This window comes from Fibrobacter sp. UWH9 (assembly GCF_900129715.1).
In the GTDB taxonomy this organism is placed as follows: Bacteria; Fibrobacterota; Fibrobacteria; order Fibrobacterales; family Fibrobacteraceae; genus Fibrobacter.
Window position 1 is genome coordinate 181,891 of sequence record NZ_FQWP01000001.1, and the last position, 24,702, is coordinate 206,592.

Consider the following 24,702-nt stretch of genomic DNA (forward strand, 5'->3'; position numbering starts at 1 on the left):
GGTGAGCTCAGGAACTGCTCGGTTAAAAAAACAAAAAACGAAAAACGGAGCTTGTCACTCCGTCTTTCAATTCCTTAACAGGAAAATCACAAGAGAATGCTAACGGAAATTAGCGAATTTTCTTCTTATGACGGTCACGACGACGGCGCTTCTTACGCTTGTGAGTCGCAATCTTCCTGCGCTTTCTTTTCTTTCCGCAAGGCATATTGTATCTCCGTTAAAGGTGAAACTTAAAATTGTGCCTCCAAATAGAGAAAAAAACAAGTCGTTTGTCAAGGGATAGGGGGGAAGTTTCCCCCTGGCTGCAGCCTTTTTTTACGCCGTGGCATCGCCAAAAACAGCCTAGAACATCCAAAAACGCAAAAAAATAACATTAGGAGGCCGCCCGACGGCTCCCCCTGGTCGCCGACCCCGGCTAAAAGTCTTCCGCCACCCCCTCTCAGCCCGCTGCGGATACCGTTAAGGATTTCCCACCATTTCCATCACCTGCTCCACGGTTGCAAAATCCATGATGCTGTAGCCGCAAAGTCCGTTCCCCATATCCTTGAAGCTGGCTCCAAAGTGATAGACCTTGTCATCGACGAGAAGGAACCTGTCGTGAACTTGCCGCATGCTTCTTAGCTGCAGTCCTGGGTATTGTTTGTTATGAATTTCCACCTGGTTTTGTAATGCCGTGGTGATGCGAGCTGTATAGACGATTGCTGTAACTTTCGGCTTTCGAAATGCTGCGAAATTTAATGCGGTGACATCTGCAAATGGGTCGATGAACACTACGGATTTTTCGGCGGATTTTATAAGTTCTGCAATGAGGGCGAAGCCGTCCCAGCGGGAATTGGCTGGGAGAATTCTTCCTTCAGGAGGCTTGGGACCTTTTACGAAGAAATCCACCTGGTTTTCAAGAGCCTTGATTCGTGCGGAATGATCCTCTTGCTCGGATTTCAGGTCAGTAATGCGATTCTCGTGATTTGCCAAATGGTGGTCGATGCGCTCTTCTGCTATAAGAAGCCGCTGATTGATGCTGAAGCCTTTGAGGAGGTGATCTTTAAGGACTTTGTTGGCCCATTGGCGAAAACGGGTTCCTTGGATGGATTTGACACGGTATCCTACGGATATGATGACGTCAAGATTGTAGTTTTTTGTGCGATGGTATTGAATTTTTCCTTTGACAGCGCCATGCTTAGTGGCTGTCAAGAAATCCTTGACAACCACTTTTGCGTCAAGTTCACCTTCCTTAAAAATATTGTTTATGTGAAGGCTTATGTTCTGCTTTGAGGATCCAAATAACTCCGCCATCTGAGCCTGCGTCAGCCAGACGGTTTCGTTTTCGAGACGGACATCAAGATGTAACTCGCCATCGGTGTGGTAGGCGATGATTTCACCCTTTTCGGGCGCTTTTTCCAGTTGATTTTCCATCGGATACTCCGAGGAACGCATTTCCCATGATGCGAGGATACTCGCGGGCACCTGTCGGGCGATATATGAAAAACCGGCGTTTCCGGCTGGGATAAATATACAAATTGCAAAAGTCAGATTATGACAATCTGCGTTTTTGACTATATTTTTTTTGAAAAAAGGGAATAAATTAGGAGAACATATGAAAAATTCTTTTCCGAGTGTCATTCTGAGCGAATCATCCCGCGTCATTCTGAGCGTAGCGAAGAATCTAGCGATGTTGTCTATCGCAGCAGTCATGTTCGTGGCCTGCGGTGGCGATAATGGCTCCAGCGCCAAGGACGACGATTCCTCCAGCAGCGTTGCTGACGAGGAAAAATCCTCCTCTAGCACAAAGAATAGCTCCTCTAGCGATAAGGAATCCTCCAGCTCTGCTAAGGAATCTTCTAGCTCCAGCGTAGCAAAGTACGTCTGCGACATTTACACCTTGGCCGATGCCTTGAGCTGTAAGTGTAATGAAAGCCGCGAAGGCAAGCTTTCTTACAACTACGACAGCAACGTGGAGCTGGTCTGCATCCACGACGCCGAACTGAATAAGTGGGGCTGGATCGTCAAGAAGGACGAATCTTCTTCCTCCAGCGAAGCCAAGAGCAGCTCCAGTTCTGTTAAGAGCAGCAGCTCTTCCAGCGTCATCCTGAGCTCATCGAGCGAAGGATCCAGTAGCTCGGCTAAGAGCAGCTCCTCTGTTGCTTCTAGCTCTAGCGCAAAGTCCTCTTCTAGCACAGCAAAGAGCAGTTCTTCTGTTGTTTCTAGTTCCAGTGCTAAGTCTTCCTCCAGTTCTGTGAAGATTTCCAGCAGTAGTGAATATGTGCCGTTTGATCATAAGAATTTTCTTGAAGGTGCAAAATACGACAATGGTGAATATAAACAGTTTATCGATAAACGCACTGGTCGTAGCTACTACTACATTACCATTACCGGAAAGGACACCAGCTACAAAGTTAATTCTGTTACGGTCATGGCGGAAAATCTGAATATTGGTGAAATGATTCGCGGAAGATTAAACCAGGAAGATGATTCGAAAATTGAACGTTATTGTTATGATAACGATACCACCAATTGTGATAAGTATGGCGGTCTTTACCAGTGGGCGGAAATGATGGCTTTGCCCAGCCGCTGCAATACGGAAAGTTGCGCCGATTTGATTCAGGAAAACCATCAGGGCATTTGCCCCGAGGGCTGGCGTTTGCTGACCTATAACGATATGTACACCATAGTCCATGCAGATGGAAATGAGGATGGTATCAAGGGTGTTCGATCTGAATATAGATTTGGTGGTTATAATACTACTGGATACTCTTTGGTTGGTGCTGGGTATTTGTTTGATCATCTATTCGAAAATGTCAATACAGGAACTTACTGGCATTATCCTGAGGAAAAAGCGGAAAAGAGATCAAGCGCGTCATGGGCAAGTAATTCCAGCTCTGTATTTCAAATCGTTTCGATAAATAAGTCCAATGGCTTCTCTGTCCGTTGTGTAATGGTGGAATAGTCTCCAACTCCTAATACATCCCCCAAAAAAGATTTTAGGGAACCCTCCATAGAGGGCTCCCATTCCCAAGTTTAACATCACGATACGCAAAGTGCGTATCCAAGGCCCATATTATGTCTAAAATGAACGAAAACTCTCGTAAGTCCTCCATGAACACTTCTTCCAAGTCTTCTAAGGCAAGAAAAAATTCTAAGAAGAACTTTAAGATCGAAAATCTAGAACCACGCTTAATGATGGACGCGGCCACTAGTTTTGAGGTGGAAAAGATTGAAACCTATGTTGACCAATTTGCAAGTGTTTCTGAAACCATTGGCAATGACATAACCTCGGCCATTGATAACATTGTAGATTTTAATGCATCTTCGCTTGGTTTGACCGAAGGCGTGGAGACTTTTAGCTCTTTGCTTGAAGATTCCGTTGGTGACTTCCAAACAAAAATTGTTGATGATGTAAGACATATTCTTACGGAATCCTTAGAAAAGGCAAAGACTGACATTGAAACCATCAATGAATCTGTAGACGATAAAATCGAGAGTTTTTCGTTGTCTGATTTTGTATCCAAGTATGTGGATGATGTCCTAAAAGATGATGCTCAAAAAGAATATGGTTATTTGAAGTTTGAGACAGATGGCTCAAAGTTAATTGTTTCCGTTGATTTGCAACATAATACTGCTTTAAGCGATCTTGGCTTGGATTTTGGTATGACCGAGTGACGCCGCTAACTCCGCAGGCGTTCAATGAACGAAAGCTTTTGAAAATCTTGAACCCCGTTTGCGCTAAGCGCCTCCCGCTGCGGCTCGGATATGAAAACAGACTAGTCTGTTTTCGCATCACTCGCCTTGTCGGTAGTGATGATGGATGCCGCCTCCGGATTCGAGGTGGAAAAGCTGGATGCTTATGCAGAACAGTTTGAAAGTCTGTCTGCGACAATCGGTGATGAAGTTACAAAGGCTATTGATTCCGTTTCAGACTTTGACATTTCTTCTCTTGGCATCTCTGAAAAAATTGATTCTGTAACATCTCTGTTAAGCGATTCCGCCGAAAAGTTTAAGGGAATTGAATGCAGATGGCAATGAAAACCTACTTGAGTTTTTACAATTGTTTTACGTAAAATCATGCAACATTTCCTCGTTCAAAACGTGTTATAGTATGTAGGGCGAAAACGCCTTGCGCTATTGCGGGGGCGCTCCCGCCTGGATGAAACTATGGCGACATTTGAGGAAAAAGTCAAAAAACAAGTCGAAATCATTAAACAGCACGCGTTCCTGGACCCGACCCGGGACAAGGTCTTCAAGGAAATCTTTTCGAAGGACGTTACGCTGATCCACTTTTTAAACGCAATGCTGCATCAGCCCGAGGAACGGAAGATTGTTAGCATCGAACGCAAGAAGCCCGCATCCACGCTGACTTCCGCAATCGATGTGGAGGAGGTTCGTTTCGATGTACACGCCAAGCTCAACAACGATGAGTTCGTGGACCTCGAGATGCAGCGGGCGTCTCATGAAGATTTTGCGGACCGTGTGGAGCTTTACGCGGACCAGCTTTCCATCGAGTCCAAGATTCACTTTGACAGCCAGCGCACCGAAGCTGAGAAGGAAGACCATCCGTACCTGATGCCCGCCACCTACAGCGTGTGGATCTGCAACTTCCCGGTTAGCTTTTGCAAGAGCTATCGTGAGGAGTTGGGCCTCTTCCGTTTTTCTAGCATTGGTAATCCCAACGCCTTGCCGGTTTATGACAAAAAAAGGTATATTGTGGTAGATTTAAGTAGGGTAGACGCGAAGGTCCTGAACCTGAACACTGCCGAGACGGAATGGCTGGAGCTTTTCACCAAGATGGCCTTGGCGAAGGACGCCCCCAAGACGAAGGATCCCGTCATTGCGGATGTTTACAGCCGTCTGGCAGTAAACGCCCTCGAGAAGAACTTTATCACGGAGATTGCAACAGGTATGGTCACAGAAGCTGAAATCAGTACACGCATCGGAACCGCCCGCCGCGAAGGCCGTGAAGAAGGACACAAAGAAGGCTGTGAAGAAACCAAATTCAGTGACGCAGAAGCGCTTCTACGAGATAATGACCCTGTGGAACGAGTCTCTCGAGTCCTCAAGTTGCCTCTTGAAAAGGTACAGGAGCTAGCGGACAAAATCGCCGCCGAAAGGGTATAAAGTTGATAAGAAAAACTCCGGTGCATTGCACTGGAGTTTTTCTTGCTTATTCTTCCACCACCAATTCCATGGCCTTGCGGATCAGTTCTGCGGGGCCGCCGTATTCGCGGGCGCGGGGGGCGCCTTCGCTGAGCATCTGGCGGAACTTGCGGGCGCCGGGGAGGCCTGCGAAAAGGCCGTAGATGTGCTTCACCAGGATGGTGGCGGGGCAACCTTCGGCGAACTGCTTTTCTACATAAGGTAGGTAGGCTTCAAGGACGGCCTTGCGGGACTTGGCGGCGGGAGCGGTATCTCCGAAAACACGTTCGTCGGCGTCGTGCAGGAACCAGGGATTTTCGTAAGGTTCGCGACCCACCATGACGCCATCCAACGCAACACCCGTTCCAGCAGAAGTGGGGTCGCCATTCAGGTGGGCAAGCACCTGGTCCATACTGCGGATGCCGCCGTTGATGGCAATATTCAGCTGGGGCATTTCTGCCTTCAACTTATGAACAAACTCATAATGCAGGGGAGGAACCTCGCGGTTCTCCTTGGGACTTAAACCTTTCAGCCAGGCCTTGCGGGCGTGAATAATAAAGTACTTGCAGCCTGCATCAGCGACGGTGCCCACGAAATCCCGGAAAAATTCCCAACTGTCGAATTCATCTACGCCGATGCGGCACTTGATGGAAACGGGAATGCTTACGGCATCCTGCATGGCCTTGAAACAGTCGGCCACCAGGTTCTTGTCCTTCATGAGGCAGGCACCGAAACTTCCGCTCTGGACGCGATCCGAGGGGCAGCCGCAATTTAGGTTCACTTCCTGGAAACCTGCGGCTTCCACCATCTTGCTGCATTTGGCCAAATCGGCGGGGTTGCTTCCGCCCAGTTGCAGCACGGCGGGATATTCGAATTCCTCGTGCCCCAGGAACATCTCGGGCTTGGCGTGGAGCAGGGCGTGAGTCACCACCATTTCGCTGTACAGCAAAGTATGTTTTGAAATCAACCGCAAGAAATAACGTTCGTGGCGGTCGGTGCAATCCAGCATCGGGGCGATAGACAATCTGCGGTTGAAATCAATATTCATAAAATCAAATGTAGAAAAAATGTAGATTTGGAATGGTTAGAAGGTCTGATTATGAAAAGTCTAAATTTGATTCTGATTGTGTGTTCCGCTGTGCTTTTGGGCTGTTCCAGCTCATCAAAGGTTGGTTCGATTAGTGATAATTCAGAAAAACTTTCGGAAGCAGAGCCCATAGATGAAAGAGATCTGAAAGCCTACCAGTCTGCAGTTCAGCATGGTGATGAGAGGACTTTCCGGTACGAGTACGGTTCTCAGGTGACTTTTTTCGAAGCCAGCAGATACTGTTACAGCTATGGAGAGGATGCCCTAAAGTTCGTGACGAATGATTCGAAAAGCGTCATTTCCATACCGGTAGAAAAAATTCAGATTTGTGAAGGCGGAACGGAAATTTGGACTCCCAAAAGTAATGGAAAGGTTTTCCTTGATCATTTGTCCGGGGGCGCCCAAAAGGGGTTTTATTTTGGGGGAGAATTCTTCTTTGAGGCCGCCAAGGCGACGATGGGCTCCAATCCTGTAATTGGATCTTTGATGCTTGTTATGACGCCAGTGGGTTTTGCTGTTGGAGCCTCTGTTGGTACAGTTGTTGGTGGAACCGCAGGCCTGGTTGGCATGGGGATTAATTACGCTGACGGAATTAGAGTCTGTCGTGGCGATCTCACTGAAAAAGAAAAGACGGAATTCCTAGAATCCCATCTTTGCTTTAAACATTAATCTAAAAAATATTAAACTAGATGAACATGATCGTGTTCAGCTTGGCGCGGTACTTCCAAGTCAGTTCGTGCTTGGGTCCCAGAACGCCGAATAGCGTGAGCATAGCCTTCTTTGCTGCGCTGTCGTTCCATTCCGGGACTTCTACGTACAAATTAAGGAATGCCTGGAGGGCGCTTTCAAAATTTTCGGCTGCGGCCATGCAGCAGGCTTCGTGATAAACGATGGCTTCCTTGCCCTGAACATCCTTCTTGGCGGCTTCCGCATGGAAATCCAGAAGTTCCAGCAGGGACTTGGCTTCCTTATACTGGTCGTCGGCTTCGTTGAACTTCTTCAGAATTTCCTTTGCCTTTTCGGTATCGCCCATGCCGAGACTGGCCTTGGCCCACAGGAGCAAAAGCTTCTTGTCGTCGGGAGTCTTCTGCAAGGCTTCGTTGAGCATGGGCAGGGCGACCTCGTAGTTCTTGCTGGCGATGGCGATTTCGAGGGCTTCCATAAAGCGGGATTCGTCGCTGGTGTAGAACTTTTCGAGACGCTTCTTCAGTTCGTCTTCGGGCAGCACGCCTGCGATCACGTCGGCAATCTGGCCTTTTTCCACCACGTGGATTTCGGGAACGGAACGTACGCGGAATGCCTGGATCAACTGCATGTTGGCGCGATCGTCGCAACTGACGACGCCCAGGGTAAAGTCAAGTTCGGTGCTGAACTTTCCCACCAGCTGGGAATAGGGGGCGCAATCCGGATACTCGGCGGAGGAGAAGAGGACTGCAACGGGACGGGTTTCAGAAGCCTGTGCAACTTCCGTTTCAAAATTTTCTGCGGTAATCTGTACAACTTTTGCCATGGGGTGCAATATAGTAAAGCGGGAGCGCTTTTTTCGGGCAATGTTCTTTGTTCATTTTTTATATTGCATAACATGAGTAATTGCCCCTTTTGTAATTCCCAGGTAGCCGAAATTAAATTCCGCCACTTGGATCTTCGTATTTGCCCCAAGTGCTGTTCCACCTTTTTCCCCTGCGACCAGACCATGGCCTTTCGCGGCGAACTGACTGACAAGTCCCGCGAACTGTGGTTAGACGCGCTCCTCAAGAAAAACGTCCAGGATCCGGTAATCGAAAATCCCAAGTGCATTGATCATGGTGAACCGCTGGAACGGGGCAAGGTTCCCGACTATGGATTTGACGGCTACGTGACCAATTGTTGCAAGATGTTCCACTTGCCCCCTTCCCAGACCGTCCAACTTTTAAAGAGAACTTTGGAATTCAAGTTCCAGACTCCCCAGAAAGAAGGGAAACACCACTTCTTCTTTATCCGGGCATTATTTAATGTGGTGGATAAGCTTTTTGGTGAAAAGCTGCCCGACGAAGATCCGTTGGACCTGGTACAGTACAATCTTCATATCAAGCCGGTTGTGGATCCTGATGAGACCTAACCGAAAAATCTAATGCTGTTTGGTGCATAATGAAAAAGACTTGCTTCATTCTTGCGATAATTGCTGCCGCAACCTTGGTGGCGTATTTCAATTTGCCCATACGATTTTTTATAGATGGTGTTTTCCCCTTTGAATGCCAGGGTTCTGTCGTTGTTTATGATGATAGGTCGGATGGTGGTGCCTCTGTAGTTTCTTCCGAAGCGGATGAATCCAGCATTCGCTTTACCTGCGCCCTGGGCGAATCTGAAAAGGGCGGCTGGTGCGGCATCCTTTTTGACTTGCGCGAAAAGGATGAGGCTGGTTTTGCCAATCGCGACTGGAGTTTTGTAGACTCCGTTATCGTTGACCTGGAGGCCGAAGGCACTTCTGAAATTCTGCTGAAGTTGTGGGCCTTCGATCCCGTGGTTACTGATACCAATGTGGCCAGGACTTACCGTCTGCTCATGAAGGAACTTCCTCTGGTCCAGGGACGTCAGCGTGTTTCCATTCCCATGGATCAGTTCTACACTCCCGAATTCTGGTATAGCGACAATCGCGTGGATACTTCTCTGGTGGACCGTCATCAGGAGGCCATGGTGCGTCTTGAAATCGCTCCGGGCTGGAACCAGCCCCATGGCAAGCCGTTCTCCCTGAAGATTTACAAGATCGAGGCCAAAGGTCTGAGCAACAAGGTATTTGGCGGAGTGCTGTTCATTATGCTGGTCTTGACCATCGTGGCTGTGGGCCGCAAGCATTCGGTACATCATGACTAAGTCTGCCCTCAAGAAAGTTCTTGTTTCCGTAGGCTGCCTGGTGGTGTTCCTGGTAGCTTGGATTTTTGTTTTTGGAAAGTTCCACGAAAATCACATGGTGCTGTTCCCTACGGGACATCACGAAGTTTATGCCTTGACCGATGGCGTGGTAGGCGGATTTTCAACATCTGAACTTTCTCGTACAGATTCTGTGGTTAGCGCCCGGGTGAATATCCGTTCGGGCATGGCTTACCCTTATGCGGGTATGGGGCTGAACTTGCTTTCGGTAGATAATCGCCCTGCTGCGGATTTCTTTGACTTTACCCGTTTTGATTCCATGGCTGTCTTGGTTGAAACAGGGAGAATGGCCAAGGTTTCGTTCCGCTTTATGAACAACGACCCGGTGTACAGCCGTCAGGGGTCCTATGCCAGCTATCGTCCGCTGGTGGCCTCGGTGCCTGTTCCGGCGAAGGCTGACCAGGAAGCCCGTATCGCCTTGTCTGATTTCAAGGTGCCCGAGTGGTGGTTGGCTGGTCTGGGGCTTGAAGAAGATGATGGCTTACGTTATATGCAACGTGGCGTTTTGTTTGAAGTCTATAATGGGGAAGGAACCCTCCGCGGAATTCCTGACGAAATCATTCTGCGCTCCATCCGTCTGTGGGGCGAGAATCGCCCCTTTAAAAGTTTGATGTACCTGGCCCTCGGTCTCGCCCTTATTGGTTTTGCACTTTCCGTGTACCTCTCTGTTCGCAAGCCCGTGGCCCGTACTTCCAAAAACTAGGAAGAAGAAAAATGACGAAAATCTGGACGCTGGACCGCATAATGCGGTTTTTGATCATGGTGCTCGGGGCGGTGGCGCTCCTGTGGGTCTTGAACTACCTGAGTGGGGTGCTGTCTCCGTTCTTTGCCGCCTTCCTTATGGCATATATTCTGGACCCGCTGGTCTGTAAATTGCAGACAAAGGTAAAACATCGTATCGTGGCCGTAATCATTGTGCTGCTGGTGGCGTTGCTTCTTATAACCGGAGCCCTGTGGATCTTTATTCCGATGGTGGTGAACGAAGTGCGGCACCTGGGGGAACTGATCCCGCGCATGTTCAGTGACTCTGCCTGGAGTAGTCGTCTAACGGCTTTCGTGCCTGCTGATATGTGGAGGACTGCCCGTTCCCTGATTTCCTGGGACCAGGTGGCCGATGCCATGAAGACATTGGATTTCTGGAATGCAGTGCAGTCTGCGGCCGGAAAGATCTTGCCCGGCGCCTGGGGTGTGCTTTCGAAGACCTCCAGCATCTTCCTGGGAATTTCTGGCGTGATTGCGGTAATCATGTACCTGGTGTTTATCATGCTGGATATGCCTAAGCTGCGTCGTGCGGCGGTGAGCGTTTTGCCTTCCAGGTTCAAGCATACGGCCAGTTCCGTGGGCAAGGAAATGGACCGCTTCATGGGTAACTATTTCCGCGCCCAGTCCCTGGTGGCCTTGAGTGTTGGTGTGCTTTACGCCATCGGCTTTAGCATTGTGGGCTTGCCTATGGGTGTAGCTTTCGGTTTGTTCTCGGGAGCCTTGAACATGGTGCCCTACCTGCAGCTGACCACCATTCCCGTGGCCTTGCTGTTGGCGGTGGTTTACGCCCTTGACACGGGCATGCCTTTCTGGGAAGTGGCGATTATCGTGCTGGTGGTCTACGCCGTGGTGCAGGTGATTCAGGACTTTTTCCTGGTGCCGAAAATCGTAGGTTCCTCTATGGATTTGCCGCCGGTGGGAATCCTTCTTTCCCTTTCGATCTGGGGCAAGTTGCTTGGATTCCTGGGGCTGATCGTGGCCATTCCCTTTACCTGTCTGTGCCTGGTCTACGTGGAGAAAATCCAGCGCAAGGCCGATGAAATCGTGGATCGCGGGGACGAAACGGCGCCGAAGGCTTGATTTTATTGGGGTTTTGTGAAAATTTTTTGAAAACTTTTTGAAAAATCTCTCGCAGAGCTTCAAAAAAAAGGTATAATATACGCATAAAAATTCTCAACCTAACTCAAGGAGTTATATAATGAACAAGCAAGATCTCATCGAAGCAATTCTCGCCAACAAGGAAGCTGGCATTGAATCCAAGGCTGCTGCTGGCCGCGCTGTTGACGCTGTGCTCGACGGTATCACCGCTGGTATCAAGAAGGACGGTCTCGTTCAGCTGATCGGTTTCGGTACCTTCCAGGTTAAGGAACGTGCAGCACGTACCGGTCGCAATCCGCAGACTGGCGCTACCATCAAGATCAAGGCTTCCAAGACTGTTTCCTTCAAGGTTGGTGCTGGCCTCAAGGCTACCGCTGCTGCTAAGAAGAACTCCAAGAAGAAGTAATCCTTCTTGCTGGCTTGATTTAGAGCTTTTGAAAATGCCTGGCTTTCAGCCGGGCATTTTTTTTGTATTTTGTTGACTGTTATTGAATTAGAAGAGGTTCTTATGAAACGTAAATTCCTGGGTCTGTTCCTGTTGCTCTCTATTGTTGCCGCTTTCTCTGCCTGCGGTGGCTCCGCTAATGCCGAAGAAGAAGACGAATGCCTTCTGGATCCTAGCTCCGAGAATTGCTCTACCGGAATTGAGGATTTGAACGGCGAAACTGCTGAATAAAAAACTTTACAAATTTTGTGAAAATTTCTATCTTGCGCGCCGAAAATTGAGCCTAAAGGGTGATCTAGCTGAATGGATCTGTTGCACAGGCTCTCAAGGAGTAAAAGATGACCTTCGAAGAAAAGGCACTTGCATACCATGCTAACGGCAAGCCGGGTAAGATTGAAGTTGTTCCGACCAAGCCCCATAGCACTCAGACCGACCTTGGCCTGGCATACACCCCGGGCGTAGCAGTTCCCTGTCTCGAAATTGAAAAGAACCCGGAAACCGCTTACGACTATACCGGTAAGGGCAACCTGGTCGCTGTTATTTCTAACGGTACCGCCGTTCTTGGCCTGGGCGATATTGGCGCCATGGCCGGCAAGCCTGTGATGGAAGGTAAGGGCCTTCTATTCAAGATCTACGCAGGTGTTGACGTTTTCGACATCGAAGTGAACGAAAAGGATCCGAAGAAGTTCATCGAAATCGTTAAGGGTATCGCTCCCACATTCGGCGGCATCAACCTGGAAGACATCAAGGCTCCGGAATGCTTCGAAATCGAAGAAACCCTGAAGAAGGAACTGGACATCCCCGTGATGCACGATGACCAGCACGGTACCGCCATTATTTCCAGTGCCGCTCTCGTTAACGCTCTCGAAATCGCCGGCAAGGAAATCGACAAGATCAAGCTGGTGGTGAATGGTGCCGGTGCTGCTGCTGTGGCTTGCACCAAGCTGTACCTCTCCCTGGGCGTCAAGAAAGAAAACGTGGTCATGCTGGACTCCAAGGGCGTTATCTACAAGGGTCGCGGCAAGCTCACTCCCGAAAAGGAATTCTTTGCTACCGATCGTACCGACGTCAAGACTCTGGAAGAAGCCATCAAGGGTGCAGACATGTTCCTTGGCCTTTCCAAGCCCAACATCCTCACCAAGGAAATGATCCAGTCCATGGCAAGCAAGCCTATCGTGTTTGCCCTTGCAAACCCCACTCCGGAAGTTTCCTACGATGTAGCCGTCAGCGCCCGTGAAGACATCATCTTCGCTACTGGCCGTTCCGACTATCCCAACCAGGTGAATAACGTTATCGGCTTCCCCTACATCTTCCGCGGTGCTCTGGACGTTCGCGCCACTGCCATCAACGAACACATGAAGCATGCCGCCGTCCGCGCCATTGCCGCTCTTGCCCGCAAGCCGGTGCCCGATGTAGTGAACATTGCCTACAACTCCGAACGCTTCAGCTTCGGCCCCAAGTACATCATTCCCAAGCCGCTGGATCCGCGCCTGTTGACCGACGTTTCTATCGCCGTTGCCAAGGCCGCTATCGAAAGTGGCGTGGCCCGCAAGCCCATTACCGACTGGGATGCCTACGCCGATAGCCTCCGCGACATGATGGGTTACGACAACAAGCTGATTCGTGAATACGAAAACATGGCTCGTTCCAACCCCAAGCGCGTGGTATTCACCGAAGGCCTCAGCGTCAACATGATCAAGGCTGCAATCCAGGCCAAGGACGAAGGAATCGCATTCCCCATCCTGTTGGGCAACCCGGAACGCATCAAGGAACTGGCCGCTTCTGAAAAGCTGGATGTTACCGGTATCGAAATTGTGAACCCCCGTTCTCCGGAAGAATTTGCTCGCCGTCAGAAGTACGCCGAAATCTACGCTGCCGAAAATGGCCGTAACGGCGAAACCTTCGAAAAGGCCGCCTACGAAATGCCGGAACACAACCACTTCGGTATGATGATGGTGAAGACCGGTGACGCAGACGCTCTGATTTCCGGTTCCAACAGCTCCTTCGCTACCAACATCGGTCTGGCCAAGAAGATGATCGGTATCCGCGAAGATTACAAGCACTTCGGCGCTCTGCACATCCTCTCTACCAAGAAGGGTACTTTCTTCCTGGCAGATACTCTGGTGAACCGCGACCCGGATACCGAAACTCTGGTGGACATTGCAAAGCTCACTCACGACGCCGTGAAGTTCTTTGCTCATGAACCGGTGATGGCTATGCTCAGCTACGGTAACTTCGGTGCCGACAAGAACGCGAGCCTGGGTACCGCTGGTAGCGTCCGTGATGCCGTGAAGATCCTTCACGAACAGTATCCGGACTACGCCGTGGATGGCGAAATGCAGGTGAACGTGGCCTTGAACAAGGAACTCCGCGACAAGAAGTTCCCCTTCAATACCATCAAGGGCCAGGACGTGAATACCCTCATCTTCCCCTGCCTCTCTTCTGCAAACACCACCTACAGAATGCTCCTGGAAATGGGCGTTGGCGAATCCATCGGTCCTGTACAGATGGGCTTGAAGAAGCCGGTTCACTTCACCGACTCCGAAGCTTCTGTCCACGACATCTTCAACCTGACCGTTGCTGCCGTTATCGACGCTATCGTTCAGGAAAGGCTTGATAAGGCGAGTGCAGCAAAATAGGCGTAGCCTATTTTATTGCCGAGCCGACAGCCTAGCACTCGTAAGAGTGCAACGTCTCGACAAGGCTCGTAGCGTACTGAAGAAGTAATCTGAGGTGGTGCGGCGAATTTGTCGCTGGCAAGTTCGTTATTGATAAGTTCGTCGCCGTCGTTGTTTGAAACGCCTCGAAAATTTAAGGGCTGTACCTAGAAGGTGCAGCTCTTTTTTTGTTTTTAACGCCGATAGTTTATGCTGATTTTTTATAAAAAAATGTGATGAATGTCGCCTGAAATACTTTTTTACAAAATTTGTTTAAATAAGTGTTGATTATTTGTGGATTGGAATTTATTTTATAAACAATAAATTCACAATAACTCACCATAAGGAAGGAAAAAATGGCTACAAAAACTGTAATTGCAAAGTCCGCCGCCAAGAAGGCTGCCGCCAAGCCCGCTGCAAAGCCCGCTGCAAAGCCGGCCGCCAAGAAGGCTGCTGCCAAGCCCGCTGCCAAGCCGGTCGCCAAGAAGGCTGCCGCCAAGCCCGCCGCCAAGCCGGCCGCCAAGAAGGCTGCTGCCAAGCCCGCTGCAAAGCCGGCCGCCAAGAAGGCTGCCGCCAAGCCCGCCGCCAAGCCGGCTGCCAAGAAGGCTGCCGCCAAGCCCGCCGCCAAGCCGGCTGCCAAGAAGGCTGCCGCCAAGCCCGCTGCCAAGCCGGTCGCCAAGAAGGCTGCTGCCAAGCCCGCTGCAAAGCCGGTCGCCAAGAAGGCTGCTGCCAAGCCCGCTGCAAAGCCGGCTGCCAAGAAGGCTGCTGCCAAGCCCGCTGCAAAGCCGGTCGCCAAGAAGGCTGCCGCCAAGCCTGCTGCAAAGCCGGCTGCCAAGAAGGCTGCTGCCAAGCCCGCTGCAAAGCCGGTCGCCAAGAAGGCTGCCGCCAAGCCTGCTGCAAAGCCGGCTTCCAAGAAGAAGTAATCGTTGTATTTACCTCCTTGTTATGGACCCTGGACGTGTTCCAGGGCCCTTTTTGTATGAACGCATTTTTCTATCTTTATCCCTATGATTTCAGAGAAAGATCTTGCTGAGTTTGAGGGTGTTCCTTACGAGGAACGCATTTCCCGTGTAGAAAAGCTTTTGGAAGGAAAGTCCGAACCCCGTCCTTTTGAATTGGGTTTGCTTCTGGCCCTTAAGATGGGTCAGGAACTTCGCCAGGGAAAGGAACTTGGTTCCGAATCCGGCGACCTGGTGGCCAGTTGGGTGGGCAAGTATTCTGAATGGACTGTGGAAGAGGCTATTGCTTCCGCAAAGGAATTTTTGACGAATCCCGCCGCCCTTGCCGAAAAGATCAAGGCTGGCTTCAAGAAGAAGGCCGAAGAGGCTGAAGCCAAGGCTGCCGAAGCCGCCAATGCTGCTGACTCTGCGCCCGCCGCCTCTGCCGAAACTCCCGCCGATGGCCGTGTAGCCGAATCAGAACAGAACGGTTAGCGTCGAGATTGTCATGAAAAACAAGCTTTTAGCTACAGTGGATATAGGAAGCCATAGCTGCATCATGCTGATTGCAGCTTTTGAAGAGGCTCCCGCGCAGGTCGCCAAAATGGCTGGCGGAATGGCTGGAGAGGCCGTTGAGTCTGCCGAGTCCAGTGAATCTGCCGCTAATGAATCCGCTGAATCGTCTGAACATGGGGAATCCGCAGCCTCCGCCGAATCTGCCGAAACTGCAGACTCTGCTGCCGCCGAATCTGCCGAAACTGCAGACTCTGCTGCCGCCGAACCCGTCAGCGAACCTGCCGTCAGCGAACCGGCTGCCCCCAGTGAACCTGCCGCATCAACTGCGCCTCGCAAGATTCTTGTCCCAAAGCTCCAGAAAATTGAAGTATGTCGCCTGGGCGACGATGTCTACGATGGCGATGCCGAAGATGAAGAGGGCAAGCGCCCCATTAGCGAAAAGAAAATCGCTGAACTGGTTTCCATCATGACCAAGTTCCGTATGGACTTGCATGCCTTGGGTGCAGACCTGCAGGCTGTTGTCATGACCGAGGCTATGCGCAAGGCCAGCAACTCCGAAGAAGTGATCGCTGCCGTCGAAAAGGCGATCTGGGTTCGCCCCCGCATTATTTCTGGCGAAGAAGAAGCCAAGCTCACCTTCCGTTCTGTCCGTGAATGGCACGGCAAGGATCTGGTGACCATCGATATCGGTGGCGGTTCGACGGAACTGTCCAACGGCGAAACGGTTTTCTCTATTCCGGTGGGCGCCTTGAAGATGTTCAAGGAGATGGGCCCCATTCCCGGACCCGAGTACAAGAAGTTTGTGAAGGAAGCCTTCAAGGATGTAAGCTTCAAGGGTATGACCAAGAAGCCTGTTTACCTGATTGGTGGGACGGGCCTTGCCCTGGCCATGGTGTTCCTGAACAAGCAGGTGTTCGACTACAAGGCTATCGAAGGACTGGAACTTTCCATTAGCGATCTGGATGCGGTAACGACCCGTATCAGCAACCTGTCCAAGGAACTGCGCGCCATGTTGCCGGGCCTCGAAAACGGTCGTCATGACATTATCATTTGCGGTTTGTTCTGGCTGAAGTCCCTGCTTGAAAAACTCCGCGTTGAAAGTTTCCGCATCAGTACTGCGGGACTTAGGTTCGGTTTGCTGTACCCGCCCGAAGTAGAACCAGAACAAAAACCCAAGGCCAAGCGTACACCTCCCTGGCTGAAGAAGAATAACAGTTAACCGTTCACTATTCACTGATTTCTCGTTATGCGTATAAACAAGTTTATTTCTCTTTGTGGAATTGCCAGCCGCCGTGCTGCAGATGCTCTCATTGCCGATGGCCGTGTAGAAGTGAATGGTCAGGTCATTGACGATTTGGGTCATCAGATCGATGAAAATGTGGACCAGGTCCTGGTGGATGGCAAGGTTGCCAAGCTTCCCAAGAAGACCACCACCATTATGTTCCATAAGCCGGCCGGTTGCGTTTGCACCAAGGACGATCCTCAGGGTCGCCGCACCGTTTACGACTATTTGCCGCCGGCTTACCAGTCCTTGAAGTATGTGGGTCGACTGGACTTGCAGAGCCGCGGCCTGCTGCTTTTTACCGATGATGGTGAACTGCTCCATCGTCTGACTCATCCCAGTTTTGAAGTGCCCCGCAGCTATTTCGTGTGGACGGATCGCCCCCTCAGCGATCATGCCGCCCAGCGCCTGGTAGATGGCGTGGATATTCGCGATGAAGATTCCGACGTTGAAGAAATCGCTTTCGCAACGGATGTCTATCTGGAAAAGGGTTTTGTGGAACTGGTGCTTATTGAAGGCAAGAACCGCGAAATCCGTCGTATGATGCGCGCCGTGGGTTATGAAATCCGCGACTTGAAGCGCGTTAGCTATTGCCGCCTTCAGCTGGGCGACTTGCCTGCAGGCGAGTTCCGCGAACTGACCGCCGACGAAATGAACAAGGTCCGTCAGGCAGTTCACGTATGAGTTCCCGCACACTCTACATCGGGGATGTCCATGGCTGCGCCGATGAACTGGAACGCATTGTAGATGCCTTCGGTTTTGTCCGCGGTAAGGATACGCTGTACCAGACCGGCGATATTATCAACAAGGGACCCGATATGTTGAGGGCTCTCAAGTTTATCCAGAAAAATGGGATTCTGACGGTTCGCGGTAATCACGAGGAACATCTGATCCGCATGATGGCAACCGACGAAAGCGAATGGACCGAAAAGCAGCGCGCCCGTTTTTCCCGCCTCCCTCTTGAGGACTGGCGTTACATCCTTGACGAGGTGAAGACTTGGCCCCTGTGGCGCGATACGCCTCACGCCTTGCTGGTACATGCCGGTCTTGAACCGGGCAAGTCCCGCCTCGAAGATATGGATCCCAAGGTTATTCTTTCTGTCCGCTACTGGAATGATATTCCCTGGTTCGAACAAGTGAACTGGCACAAGACGGTTGTGTTTGGACATTGGGCCAAGATGGGTTTCGTGGATCGTCGCCCCGGTTTTGTGGGTCTGGATTCTGGATGCGTCTATGGCAAGAAGCTAACTGCCTGGTGCCCCGAAGAAGACAAGTTCTATGTGGTTCCTGCCGCCCGCGAGTATTCTCCGGTTAAGGACAAGGCGAAGACCGCCATTGATGCCCCTTGCATGGTGCCTGGCGACAAGTTGCCCGAGGCGGAACGCCCCAAGACTTTTACCGATATTAAGGAACGTATTGCCAGCGGCGATATCGCCGTTGCCGACGATTCCCCCGAGGCGAAGAAACTCCGCGAATCAAGCCCCAGCATTGCAGCCGAGTGGGCCGGATACTAGGCCGAATTTTAGAGCGGGTATTAGACTGGATTAGAAGTCGCAGTTTTCTACGCAGCGGTTGTTTGCAAACTTTGCTTCGAAGGTTTTGATGCCCTTGTTGAATTTGCGGTAGGGGCCGTGCCTTAAACCTTTTTCAAAGGTCATCTCTTCGGTGGCTGCCCCCAGTTCGTCAAACACCTTGGCGGTACCGTGGAGCTGTCCTAAAATGTAGGGGAGGCGCCTGCGAAGCTTTCCGCTTTCGTAATATTCTTCTACGTCACCATGAAGGATGCCGCTGCGGTAGACTTCCTTGCTCTTCTTGAAACCGTTTTCAAAGTAGGTGGTAGTGATGCCCTCTTCGATGCCTTTTCGGTAACCGATGGTCTGCCAGGTTTTACCGTTTTCAAAATAGCTGTGGAATACACCGTCCAGTTTGCCGTCTACATAGGGTGCTTCTACGGCCACTTTGCCGTTGGGGTGGTAGCTGATGGCCGTGCCTTGGCGGATTGTGGTGCCGTGCTGCACGGTGTAGATTCTGGAGGGGGAGCCGTCGGGATAGGCTTCGCGGATTGTGTCCAGAACGGTACTGACTTCGGGGTTAGAAGGCGAATCCTGGGCGATTGCCTCGTTAAAAGTCAGCATTAATGTTAAGAGGATCAAATATTTCATTCTGTACACAAGAAAAACCCTTATCAATTACTTAAAATGTAGCTAATACCGCTATATTTTTGTATTTTGCGAAGGCTTATGCGTATTACTTTTTTAAATCCTCCGTTCCACCCCATGTTCAGCCGCGAATCTCGCAGCCCGTGTGTAACGAAGTCTAGTACTCTCTATTGGCCCATGTTCCTGAGCTATGCCGCCGGCACCGCAGAAGCCGACGGAAACGAAATCCAGCTCATCGACAGCCCCGCCATGGAACTTGATCTGCAACAGACTCTGGAAGGCATGAAGAAGTTTGCCCCGGAGCTGGTTATTTGCAGCACCAGTACCCCCAGTATTTTAAATGATCTTAAGGTAGTTCATGCCATCAAGGAAGCTATGCCTGGTGCCAAGGTTGCCATCATGGGTACCCACGCCACCGCAGAACCTCTGGAATCCCTGGAAATGGAACCCAGCCTTGACTATGTGGTTATTGGCGAAGCAGACTACACCTGCCGCAATCTTGCCCGTGCCCTCCGTGGTGACGAAGGTGCTGCCCCTGTAGGTCAGATTGCAGGTCTTGCCTACCGCAAGGAAGACGGAACTACCGACTTCCAGCCCGAAGGCCCGAAGATTGAAAACTTGAACGAACTGCCCTGGGTTTCCAAGGTCTATCGCAAGTACCTTTACAGCTGCTACAAGAAGTATTTCTACGGCGCCAACCTGAACCCGCTGATTGTTATCTTGAGCGGTCGTGGTTGCCCCAACCGCTGTAGCTACTGCGTTATCCCCCAGACTCTGAACGGTCATGTGTTCCGTATGCGCGACCCCAAGGATGTGGTGGACGAACTGCAGTACATCAAGGAAAATTTTGAAGATCTGGGTGAAGTCTTCTTTGAAGACGATACCTTTACCGCTAACCACCAGCATGTTCGCGACATCTGCAACCTGATTCTGGAACGCGGTCTCAAGATTACCTGGAGCTGCAATGCCCGTGCAGACGTTCCCCTGGAATTGCTTAAGCTGATGAAGAAGGCAGGCGGCCGCGAAATGTGCGTCGGCTTCGAAAGCGCATCTCCCGAAGTTCTCCAGAATATCCGCAAGGGTATCAAGAATACCGACAAGGCTATCGAGTTTACCAAGAATGCCCGCAAGGCTGGTCTCCTGGTTCACGGTTGCTTTATGGTGGGTAACCCCGGCGATACTCCCCAGACCCTCCGCATGACTCTGGACTACGCCAAGAAGTTGAATCCCAATACGGCTCAGTTCTACCCGATCATGGCATACCCCGGCACCGAAGCCTACAAGGAAGCTCTGGAAAGTGGCGCCTTGCAGACCAAGGATTACAACCAGTGGTTGGACAAGGACGGCTTCCACCGTACTACCATCCAGCGTGGTGAACTGACCAGCCAGGCTCTGGTGGACTTCTGCGACAAGGCTCGCCGCGAGTTCTACCTGCGCCCCAGCTACATCCTGCGTCAGGGCATCATGGCCATCAAGAATCCCCGTGAACGCTATCGCGTGTTCCGCGGCTTCAACACCCTGGTCAAACACCTGTTCCGCAAGCACGGCGAACTGGCCCCCGTGGCAAGACAAGCCCCTACGATCAAGCAGTAGATTCCACGAAAAGTTGGAATTTGAGTGGGAAAAAGGCGGTGGAAACGGCTATTTTAGCGAGGTTTCCACTGCCTTTTCTTTATTTTGTTTGTGGTTGGCGGCGAGAATAGGGGGTGCAGAGGTGTTTTGGAACGTGATTTTGTCCTTAAATCACCCAATATGGTTGGCGAACGGTTGGTTTTCGTGACACAGTTTAATATAACGTAACAAAAAGGCGGTGGAAAAGACCTGATTTGGTCAATTTCCACCGCCTTTTTTGCGGTAAAACGTCTTACAATCTCACGATTCGCATAGATATCGCCGGATAAGCTTTTCAACGGTTTCATAACTTAAGGGATGTTCACTGGTTTCTGTGGTCATGATGAAATTATCTCCAAGGAAGAAACCATTCTGCTGATATTCCTCTAGCTTCAAGGCCATTGTCTGTGCATAGGAGCTGTCATCAATTAACCCGAAGTGTTCCCATATGATTTCTTTTCGAGTTTTTTTGTTGAGGCAGGTGAAGTCCGGAAAGATATTGATGCGTTTTGAATTGTACTTTCCTTTGATAGATTGTTGGGTGATTTTCAACTTATGCGGGAATTCATATCGATATGGCACATTGAAATGATCTAGGGCGTTTGCGATGATGACTTCTGACTTGGATCGGACCCGTTCACCTCTAGCAGTTTTTAGCTCATGATCCGTCTTGTCAAAAGGACGACCGCAGAATTCTTTAAGTTGCCATTCATTGGCGTATTCATCATCAGAAATGATTCTGGGTTGTGTTAGCTTTTGACGTCCTGGATGTTGTTCAGACCAAAAAGTTTCAGCAATTTCTGGGTGATATGTAGCGATGCATGTCTGTAATGCCGTTCGTTGGTTGATTAATTGCTCTAGTAGTTTGGTATCGTAATCGCGTTGGGCGATTCGTTCTGCAATGTTCCATTCTTTTTTTGAAATGAATTTTCCTTTTTTACCGGTTTCTGAGGATATGAGATAATACTGATATGTTCCATTGTGTGGTGAAACCTTGAGTTTTTCTGTTGGAGAATTTTTTAAACAAATCCCGAGTTGTCTTATTGCGGAGTCAAGTTCTTCAACTCTTTTCTGAAGTGAAGACAGCACACTGTCTTTGGACAAATGTATTAATACATTTTCCATGATAATCCTTTGTTATGACGCTTTTGATGAAAACCAGAATTCTAAAGTCTGGTTGTAGCGAAAATTTAGGGGGACGATATAATAAAAATCTGAGTAATCAGATAGGGAATGTATAATAATGCGAATGAAAATATAGAAAATAAGGCGCGGCTGCGCGAAAAACTTGGACTGTGTGCAAAAAAGGCGGTGGAAACGGCTATTTTAGCGAGGTTTCCACTGCCTTTTCTTTATTTTGTTTGTGGTTGGCGGCGAGAATAGGGGGTGCAGAGGTGTTTTGGAACGTGATTTTGCCCTTAAATCACCCAATATGGTTGGCGATCGGTTGGTTTTCGTGGCACAGTTTAATATAACGTAACAAAAAGGCGGTGGAAAAGACCTGATTTAGTCAATTTCCACCGCCTTTTTTAGGGGAGGCGATTTGATTCGCGAGGCGCGGATTAGCCAGCGACCTTTGCGAATGCTGCTGCCAGCTTTGCCATGGCTTCGTCCACTTCGGCAGCGCTGATGTTCAGCGGCGGAAGCATACGGAGCACGTTACCCTTTGCGGAAAGCACCATGAGCTTTTCTGCGCGGGCGGCTGCAACCACGTTGCCCACCGGCATGGATTCGTCCAGAGCGAGGCCGACGATAAGGCCTTCACCACGGATTTCCTTGATGGCACTGTACTTGGCCTTGATGTCAGCCAGAGCGGCGCGGATCTGCACAGCCCTATCCACAACATTCTGAAGTAAAGCGGGTTCTGCAACCTGGTTCACTACAGCGAGACCTGCAGCGCAAGCGATGGGGTTGCCACCGAAAGTGGTACCGTGGTCGCCGGCCTTCAGTTCATCGGCAATCTTCTGACGGAGCAGCACGCCACCCAGGGGGAGGCCGCCACCGATACCCTTGGCCAGGGAGACCAGGTCCGGATTCAAGCCGTACTTTTCAAAGCCGAGGAAGGTTCCGAGACGGCCGCAGCCCGCCTGGACTTCGTCGACGATCACCAGCACGCCGAATTCCTTCTGGAGGCTGTTGATGGTTTCCACCATTTCTGCGGACAGAGTCATGACGCCGCCTTCAGCAGCCAGGGATTCCAGCATGATGGCGCAGGTGTCCTTGTTGACTTCAGCCTTAAGTGCTGCGCAATCGTTCCAAGCCACATGCACGAAGTCGCCCGGCATGTTGCCGAAGCCCTGACGGAGCGCCGGCTGACCGGTTGCAGAAAGAGCTGCGAAAGTTCTGCCGTGGAAACTGTTCACGAAGGTGATGATCTTCTGCCTGTTGGCTTCACCCTTGCGATCGAAGTACTTACGTGCAAACTTGATTGCGCCTTCGTTAGCTTCGGTACCGGAGTTGCAGAAGAAAGCCTTGTCGAAACCAGTGATTTCCAAAAGCTTCTTGCCCAGTTCAACCTGAGGCATATTCACATAAAGGTTGGAGATGTGGTTGAAGCAATCCATTTGCTTTGCAACCGCTTCCTTGATGGCCTTGTTCTGGTGGCCCAGGGCATTTACAGCGATACCTGCAACGAAGTCCAGGTACTTGTCGCCCTTGGAGTCGATGAGGTAAGATCCTTCGCCCTTTACAATTTCAATGTCAGCCTTGCCATAAAGCGGAGCAATGACGTTCTTATCTTGTTCAATAAAAGACATATAAAATCCTTGTAGTGGTTAGTGGTTAGTGGTTGGTGGTTAGTTTTATAATCGCGGCGCAGCCGCCTTATTTTCACTGATTACTAACCACTGTTTACTAATCACTTCTAGCGCTGAATAGTTCCGTAGTTGTGTTCGCCGTTGATTTGCTTGATGAAGGATTCGGCGTCCTTCCAGCCTACGATATGAATGCTCTTGAGGCCTCGTCGGATAGACTTGAAGCTTTCGCGGACCTTGGGAATCATACCACCGCTGATAACGCCTTCTTCAATGAGCTTTTCGGCATCACTTTCAGAAAGTTCAGGAATAACATTCTTTTCGCCGTCCATAACGCCCGGAACATCGCTCACCAGCACGAACTGATCAGCCTGAAGTGCCACCGCCAGTTCGCTTGCGGCAGTGTCGGCATTCACGTTCCAGCTGACGCCTACGCCAGTTTCGTCGGGACCGTAAGAAATGGGGCTAACTACAGGAACCCAGCCGGCTGCCCAGAGGTCTTCCACGATCTTCTGGTTCACCTTCTTGACTTCGCCCACAAGACCCAGGTCTACCTTGCCCTGCTTCTTGACTACTTCGAACAGCTTGCCATCCACACCGGAAAGACCGATGGAATTCACGCCGTTGTTCAGAAGCATGCGGACCAGCTTCTTGTTCACATGACCGGAGAGGGTCATTTCGACCATCTTCATAATGCCGGGTGTAGTTACTCGGAGGCCATCGATAAAAGTGGGCTGTTCTCGCAGCAGGGAAATGTTTTCGTTAATGTCCTTGCCACCACCGTGCACAACGGCGACCTGGCAGCCCATAGCCGGAAGCTTGGAAACTGCTGCCACAAAATCGGCCAACTTGGCTTCGTCAATAGCCAGGCTGCCACCAATTTTAACAACCACTTTTTTCATTTTTTGTGATGTCCTCACTTAGTTTAAGCATATGGCTGTCGCGGGCACCTCCCGCAATATATAGCAAGCCACAGGCTTCATTCTGTTGTGGGAAATTTAGAAAAACATTGTCATCCCTCAATGTTTTTTTTGTTATATTTAAACCAAACTTAATTACAAACAACCCCAAAGAGGTATAACTATGGCAATTACTAAGGTTTGGCTGGACGAATCCAGTGATGAATGCGTTTCCTGCGGCGCTTGCGAAGCTACTTGCGATGCAGTTTTCACCGTTCCCGAAAAGATGCAGGTTAAGGCTGACGCTGATCTCGCTGCTAACGAAGACGCTATCAAGGACGCAGCTGCAGGCTGCCCCGCTGGCGTGATTAAGTTCGAAGAAGCTTAATGAGATGCAAAGGAGGGCTCGCGCCCTCCTCTGGACTCCTCCCCATCGCGGGAGGATTTCTTTTTTTAGATGC

Annotated in this window: 26 protein-coding genes; 19 read left to right on the top strand and 7 right to left on the bottom strand. The window is 50.4% G+C overall.

All coding sequences use genetic code 11. The features are described from left to right. Positions 1-459: 459 nt before the first annotated feature. Positions 460-1,413, bottom strand: coding sequence for a RhuM family protein (gene rhuM / locus BUB94_RS00765; RefSeq protein ID WP_139260084.1), 954 nt, complete (start codon positions 1,411-1,413; stop codon positions 460-462). Between the two features lie 181 nt (positions 1,414-1,594). On the opposite strand from rhuM, the gene BUB94_RS00770 reads away from it, so the two are divergent. From BUB94_RS00770 to BUB94_RS00785, 4 genes are all read left to right on the top strand, one after another. Then, a complete protein-coding gene (locus BUB94_RS00770) occupies positions 1,595-2,944 on the top strand; it encodes an FISUMP domain-containing protein (RefSeq protein WP_083537955.1) in 1,350 nt (449 codons plus the stop codon). 113 nt (positions 2,945-3,057) lie between these two features. Next, positions 3,058-3,657: an LEPR-XLL domain-containing protein gene (locus tag BUB94_RS00775; protein WP_139260085.1), complete on the top strand. Its 600-nt coding sequence runs from the start codon at positions 3,058-3,060 to the stop codon at positions 3,655-3,657. A gap of 138 nt (positions 3,658-3,795) precedes the next feature. Then, entirely contained in the window at positions 3,796-4,020 is a 225-nt protein-coding gene (locus tag BUB94_RS00780) for a hypothetical protein (protein WP_139260086.1), read from the top strand. A gap of 129 nt (positions 4,021-4,149) precedes the next feature. Next, complete coding sequence (locus tag BUB94_RS00785; RefSeq protein WP_073233441.1) at positions 4,150-5,109, top strand: PD-(D/E)XK nuclease family transposase; 960 nt, start codon at positions 4,150-4,152, stop codon at positions 5,107-5,109. A gap of 46 nt (positions 5,110-5,155) precedes the next feature. Here BUB94_RS00785 and dusA read toward each other — a convergent pair whose 3' ends face one another. Next, on the bottom strand, positions 5,156-6,175 hold the full coding sequence (gene dusA / locus BUB94_RS00790; protein ID WP_073233443.1) for a tRNA dihydrouridine(20/20a) synthase DusA: 1,020 nt from the start codon (positions 6,173-6,175) through the stop codon (positions 5,156-5,158). Positions 6,176-6,226: 51 nt separating this feature from the next. Here dusA and BUB94_RS00795 point away from each other — a divergent pair, with 51 nt between their 5' ends. Further along, a complete protein-coding gene (locus BUB94_RS00795) occupies positions 6,227-6,883 on the top strand; it encodes a hypothetical protein (RefSeq protein ID WP_139260087.1) in 657 nt (218 codons plus the stop codon). Positions 6,884-6,899: 16 nt separating this feature from the next. Here BUB94_RS00795 and BUB94_RS00800 read toward each other — a convergent pair whose 3' ends face one another. Continuing rightward, positions 6,900-7,724, bottom strand: a complete 825-nt coding sequence (locus BUB94_RS00800) for a tetratricopeptide repeat protein (RefSeq protein ID WP_073233447.1) — start codon at positions 7,722-7,724, stop codon at positions 6,900-6,902. 126 nt (positions 7,725-7,850) lie between these two features. Between BUB94_RS00800 and BUB94_RS00805 the strand changes: the two genes are divergently transcribed. The 12 genes from BUB94_RS00805 (at position 7,851) to BUB94_RS00860 (ending at position 18,333) form a co-directional block, all read left to right on the top strand. Further along, positions 7,851-8,312, top strand: a complete 462-nt coding sequence (locus tag BUB94_RS00805) for a hypothetical protein (protein ID WP_073155456.1) — start codon at positions 7,851-7,853, stop codon at positions 8,310-8,312. Between the two features lie 29 nt (positions 8,313-8,341). Further along, positions 8,342-9,064 (top strand): hypothetical protein, encoded by a 723-nt coding sequence (locus BUB94_RS00810; protein WP_073233449.1) that lies wholly within the window; start codon positions 8,342-8,344, stop codon positions 9,062-9,064. After that, positions 9,057-9,824, top strand: a complete 768-nt coding sequence (locus tag BUB94_RS00815; protein ID WP_073233451.1) for a hypothetical protein — start codon at positions 9,057-9,059, stop codon at positions 9,822-9,824. Before BUB94_RS00810 ends, BUB94_RS00815 begins: the two co-directional genes overlap by 8 nt. 11 nt (positions 9,825-9,835) lie before the next feature. Continuing rightward, entirely contained in the window at positions 9,836-10,963 is a 1,128-nt protein-coding gene (locus BUB94_RS00820; protein WP_073155465.1) for an AI-2E family transporter, read from the top strand. 118 nt (positions 10,964-11,081) lie between these two features. Then, positions 11,082-11,387, top strand: coding sequence for an HU family DNA-binding protein (locus tag BUB94_RS00825; RefSeq protein ID WP_073155467.1), 306 nt, complete (start codon positions 11,082-11,084; stop codon positions 11,385-11,387). A gap of 102 nt (positions 11,388-11,489) precedes the next feature. Further along, complete coding sequence (locus BUB94_RS16635; RefSeq protein ID WP_158236558.1) at positions 11,490-11,657, top strand: hypothetical protein; 168 nt, start codon at positions 11,490-11,492, stop codon at positions 11,655-11,657. 107 nt (positions 11,658-11,764) lie between these two features. After that, positions 11,765-14,065 (top strand): NADP-dependent malic enzyme, encoded by a 2,301-nt coding sequence (locus BUB94_RS00835; protein ID WP_073233455.1) that lies wholly within the window; start codon positions 11,765-11,767, stop codon positions 14,063-14,065. Positions 14,066-14,439: 374 nt separating this feature from the next. Continuing rightward, positions 14,440-15,006 carry a hypothetical protein gene (locus BUB94_RS00840; RefSeq protein WP_175549666.1) on the top strand — a complete coding sequence of 189 codons (567 nt, stop codon included), beginning with the start codon at positions 14,440-14,442 and terminating at the stop codon, positions 15,004-15,006. An 84-nt stretch (positions 15,007-15,090) separates the two neighbouring features. Further along, positions 15,091-15,516 (top strand): hypothetical protein, encoded by a 426-nt coding sequence (locus BUB94_RS00845; RefSeq protein WP_073233457.1) that lies wholly within the window; start codon positions 15,091-15,093, stop codon positions 15,514-15,516. A gap of 13 nt (positions 15,517-15,529) precedes the next feature. After that, positions 15,530-16,756 carry a Ppx/GppA phosphatase family protein gene (locus BUB94_RS00850; RefSeq protein WP_254793622.1) on the top strand — a complete coding sequence of 409 codons (1,227 nt, stop codon included), beginning with the start codon at positions 15,530-15,532 and terminating at the stop codon, positions 16,754-16,756. Between the two features lie 27 nt (positions 16,757-16,783). Then, positions 16,784-17,503 carry a pseudouridine synthase gene (locus tag BUB94_RS00855; protein ID WP_073233459.1) on the top strand — a complete coding sequence of 240 codons (720 nt, stop codon included), beginning with the start codon at positions 16,784-16,786 and terminating at the stop codon, positions 17,501-17,503. Beyond that, the gene (locus BUB94_RS00860; RefSeq protein WP_073233461.1) at positions 17,500-18,333 is read left to right on the top strand and encodes a metallophosphoesterase; all 834 of its coding nucleotides are present in this window, start codon (positions 17,500-17,502) and stop codon (positions 18,331-18,333) included. The genes BUB94_RS00855 and BUB94_RS00860 overlap by 4 nt, the downstream gene beginning before the upstream one ends. A gap of 30 nt (positions 18,334-18,363) precedes the next feature. On the opposite strand, the gene BUB94_RS00865 is transcribed toward BUB94_RS00860, so the two are convergent. Then, a complete protein-coding gene (locus BUB94_RS00865) occupies positions 18,364-18,954 on the bottom strand; it encodes a toxin-antitoxin system YwqK family antitoxin (protein ID WP_073155480.1) in 591 nt (196 codons plus the stop codon). A gap of 105 nt (positions 18,955-19,059) precedes the next feature. Here BUB94_RS00865 and BUB94_RS00870 point away from each other — a divergent pair, with 105 nt between their 5' ends. After that, positions 19,060-20,571, top strand: a complete 1,512-nt coding sequence (locus BUB94_RS00870; protein ID WP_073155481.1) for a B12-binding domain-containing radical SAM protein — start codon at positions 19,060-19,062, stop codon at positions 20,569-20,571. Positions 20,572-20,850: 279 nt separating this feature from the next. Here BUB94_RS00870 and BUB94_RS00875 read toward each other — a convergent pair whose 3' ends face one another. From BUB94_RS00875 to argB, 3 genes are all read right to left on the bottom strand, one after another. Further along, on the bottom strand, positions 20,851-21,714 hold the full coding sequence (locus tag BUB94_RS00875) for a hypothetical protein (RefSeq protein WP_073155484.1): 864 nt from the start codon (positions 21,712-21,714) through the stop codon (positions 20,851-20,853). Between the two features lie 437 nt (positions 21,715-22,151). Further along, positions 22,152-23,345: an aspartate aminotransferase family protein gene (locus BUB94_RS00880; protein WP_073233463.1), complete on the bottom strand. Its 1,194-nt coding sequence runs from the start codon at positions 23,343-23,345 to the stop codon at positions 22,152-22,154. A 107-nt stretch (positions 23,346-23,452) separates the two neighbouring features. Beyond that, on the bottom strand, positions 23,453-24,244 hold the full coding sequence (argB, locus tag BUB94_RS00885; protein ID WP_073155489.1) for an acetylglutamate kinase: 792 nt from the start codon (positions 24,242-24,244) through the stop codon (positions 23,453-23,455). Positions 24,245-24,425: 181 nt separating this feature from the next. On the opposite strand from argB, the gene BUB94_RS00890 reads away from it, so the two are divergent. Further along, positions 24,426-24,629 (top strand): ferredoxin, encoded by a 204-nt coding sequence (locus tag BUB94_RS00890; RefSeq protein ID WP_073155492.1) that lies wholly within the window; start codon positions 24,426-24,428, stop codon positions 24,627-24,629. Positions 24,630-24,702 lie beyond the last annotated feature (73 nt).

Bases quoted from the DNA above. Each gene is read 5' to 3' on its own strand.
- BUB94_RS00875 (WP_073155484.1), bottom strand. From the start codon at position 21,714: ATGGAAAATGTATTAATACATTTGTCCAAAGACAGTGTGCTGTCTTCA.
- rhuM (WP_139260084.1), bottom strand. From the start codon at position 1,413: ATGGAAAATCAACTGGAAAAAGCGCCCGAAAAGGGTGAAATCATCGCC.
- BUB94_RS00775 (WP_139260085.1), top strand. From the start codon at position 3,058: ATGTCTAAAATGAACGAAAACTCTCGTAAGTCCTCCATGAACACTTCT.
- dusA (WP_073233443.1), bottom strand. From the start codon at position 6,175: ATGAATATTGATTTCAACCGCAGATTGTCTATCGCCCCGATGCTGGAT.
- BUB94_RS00800 (WP_073233447.1), bottom strand. From the start codon at position 7,724: ATGGCAAAAGTTGTACAGATTACCGCAGAAAATTTTGAAACGGAAGTT.
- BUB94_RS00870 (WP_073155481.1), top strand. From the start codon at position 19,060: ATGCGTATTACTTTTTTAAATCCTCCGTTCCACCCCATGTTCAGCCGC.
- BUB94_RS00770 (WP_083537955.1), top strand. From the start codon at position 1,595: ATGAAAAATTCTTTTCCGAGTGTCATTCTGAGCGAATCATCCCGCGTC.
- BUB94_RS00835 (WP_073233455.1), top strand. From the start codon at position 11,765: ATGACCTTCGAAGAAAAGGCACTTGCATACCATGCTAACGGCAAGCCG.
- BUB94_RS00890 (WP_073155492.1), top strand. From the start codon at position 24,426: ATGGCAATTACTAAGGTTTGGCTGGACGAATCCAGTGATGAATGCGTT.
- BUB94_RS00860 (WP_073233461.1), top strand. From the start codon at position 17,500: ATGAGTTCCCGCACACTCTACATCGGGGATGTCCATGGCTGCGCCGAT.
- BUB94_RS00825 (WP_073155467.1), top strand. From the start codon at position 11,082: ATGAACAAGCAAGATCTCATCGAAGCAATTCTCGCCAACAAGGAAGCT.
- BUB94_RS00780 (WP_139260086.1), top strand. From the start codon at position 3,796: ATGATGGATGCCGCCTCCGGATTCGAGGTGGAAAAGCTGGATGCTTAT.
- BUB94_RS00820 (WP_073155465.1), top strand. From the start codon at position 9,836: ATGACGAAAATCTGGACGCTGGACCGCATAATGCGGTTTTTGATCATG.
- BUB94_RS00810 (WP_073233449.1), top strand. From the start codon at position 8,342: ATGAAAAAGACTTGCTTCATTCTTGCGATAATTGCTGCCGCAACCTTG.
- BUB94_RS00840 (WP_175549666.1), top strand. From the start codon at position 14,440: ATGGCTACAAAAACTGTAATTGCAAAGTCCGCCGCCAAGAAGGCTGCC.
- BUB94_RS00815 (WP_073233451.1), top strand. From the start codon at position 9,057: ATGACTAAGTCTGCCCTCAAGAAAGTTCTTGTTTCCGTAGGCTGCCTG.
- BUB94_RS00795 (WP_139260087.1), top strand. From the start codon at position 6,227: ATGAAAAGTCTAAATTTGATTCTGATTGTGTGTTCCGCTGTGCTTTTG.
- argB (WP_073155489.1), bottom strand. From the start codon at position 24,244: ATGAAAAAAGTGGTTGTTAAAATTGGTGGCAGCCTGGCTATTGACGAA.
- BUB94_RS16635 (WP_158236558.1), top strand. From the start codon at position 11,490: ATGAAACGTAAATTCCTGGGTCTGTTCCTGTTGCTCTCTATTGTTGCC.
- BUB94_RS00855 (WP_073233459.1), top strand. From the start codon at position 16,784: ATGCGTATAAACAAGTTTATTTCTCTTTGTGGAATTGCCAGCCGCCGT.
- BUB94_RS00785 (WP_073233441.1), top strand. From the start codon at position 4,150: ATGGCGACATTTGAGGAAAAAGTCAAAAAACAAGTCGAAATCATTAAA.
- BUB94_RS00880 (WP_073233463.1), bottom strand. From the start codon at position 23,345: ATGTCTTTTATTGAACAAGATAAGAACGTCATTGCTCCGCTTTATGGC.
- BUB94_RS00865 (WP_073155480.1), bottom strand. From the start codon at position 18,954: ATGCTGACTTTTAACGAGGCAATCGCCCAGGATTCGCCTTCTAACCCC.
- BUB94_RS00845 (WP_073233457.1), top strand. From the start codon at position 15,091: ATGATTTCAGAGAAAGATCTTGCTGAGTTTGAGGGTGTTCCTTACGAG.
- BUB94_RS00850 (WP_254793622.1), top strand. From the start codon at position 15,530: ATGAAAAACAAGCTTTTAGCTACAGTGGATATAGGAAGCCATAGCTGC.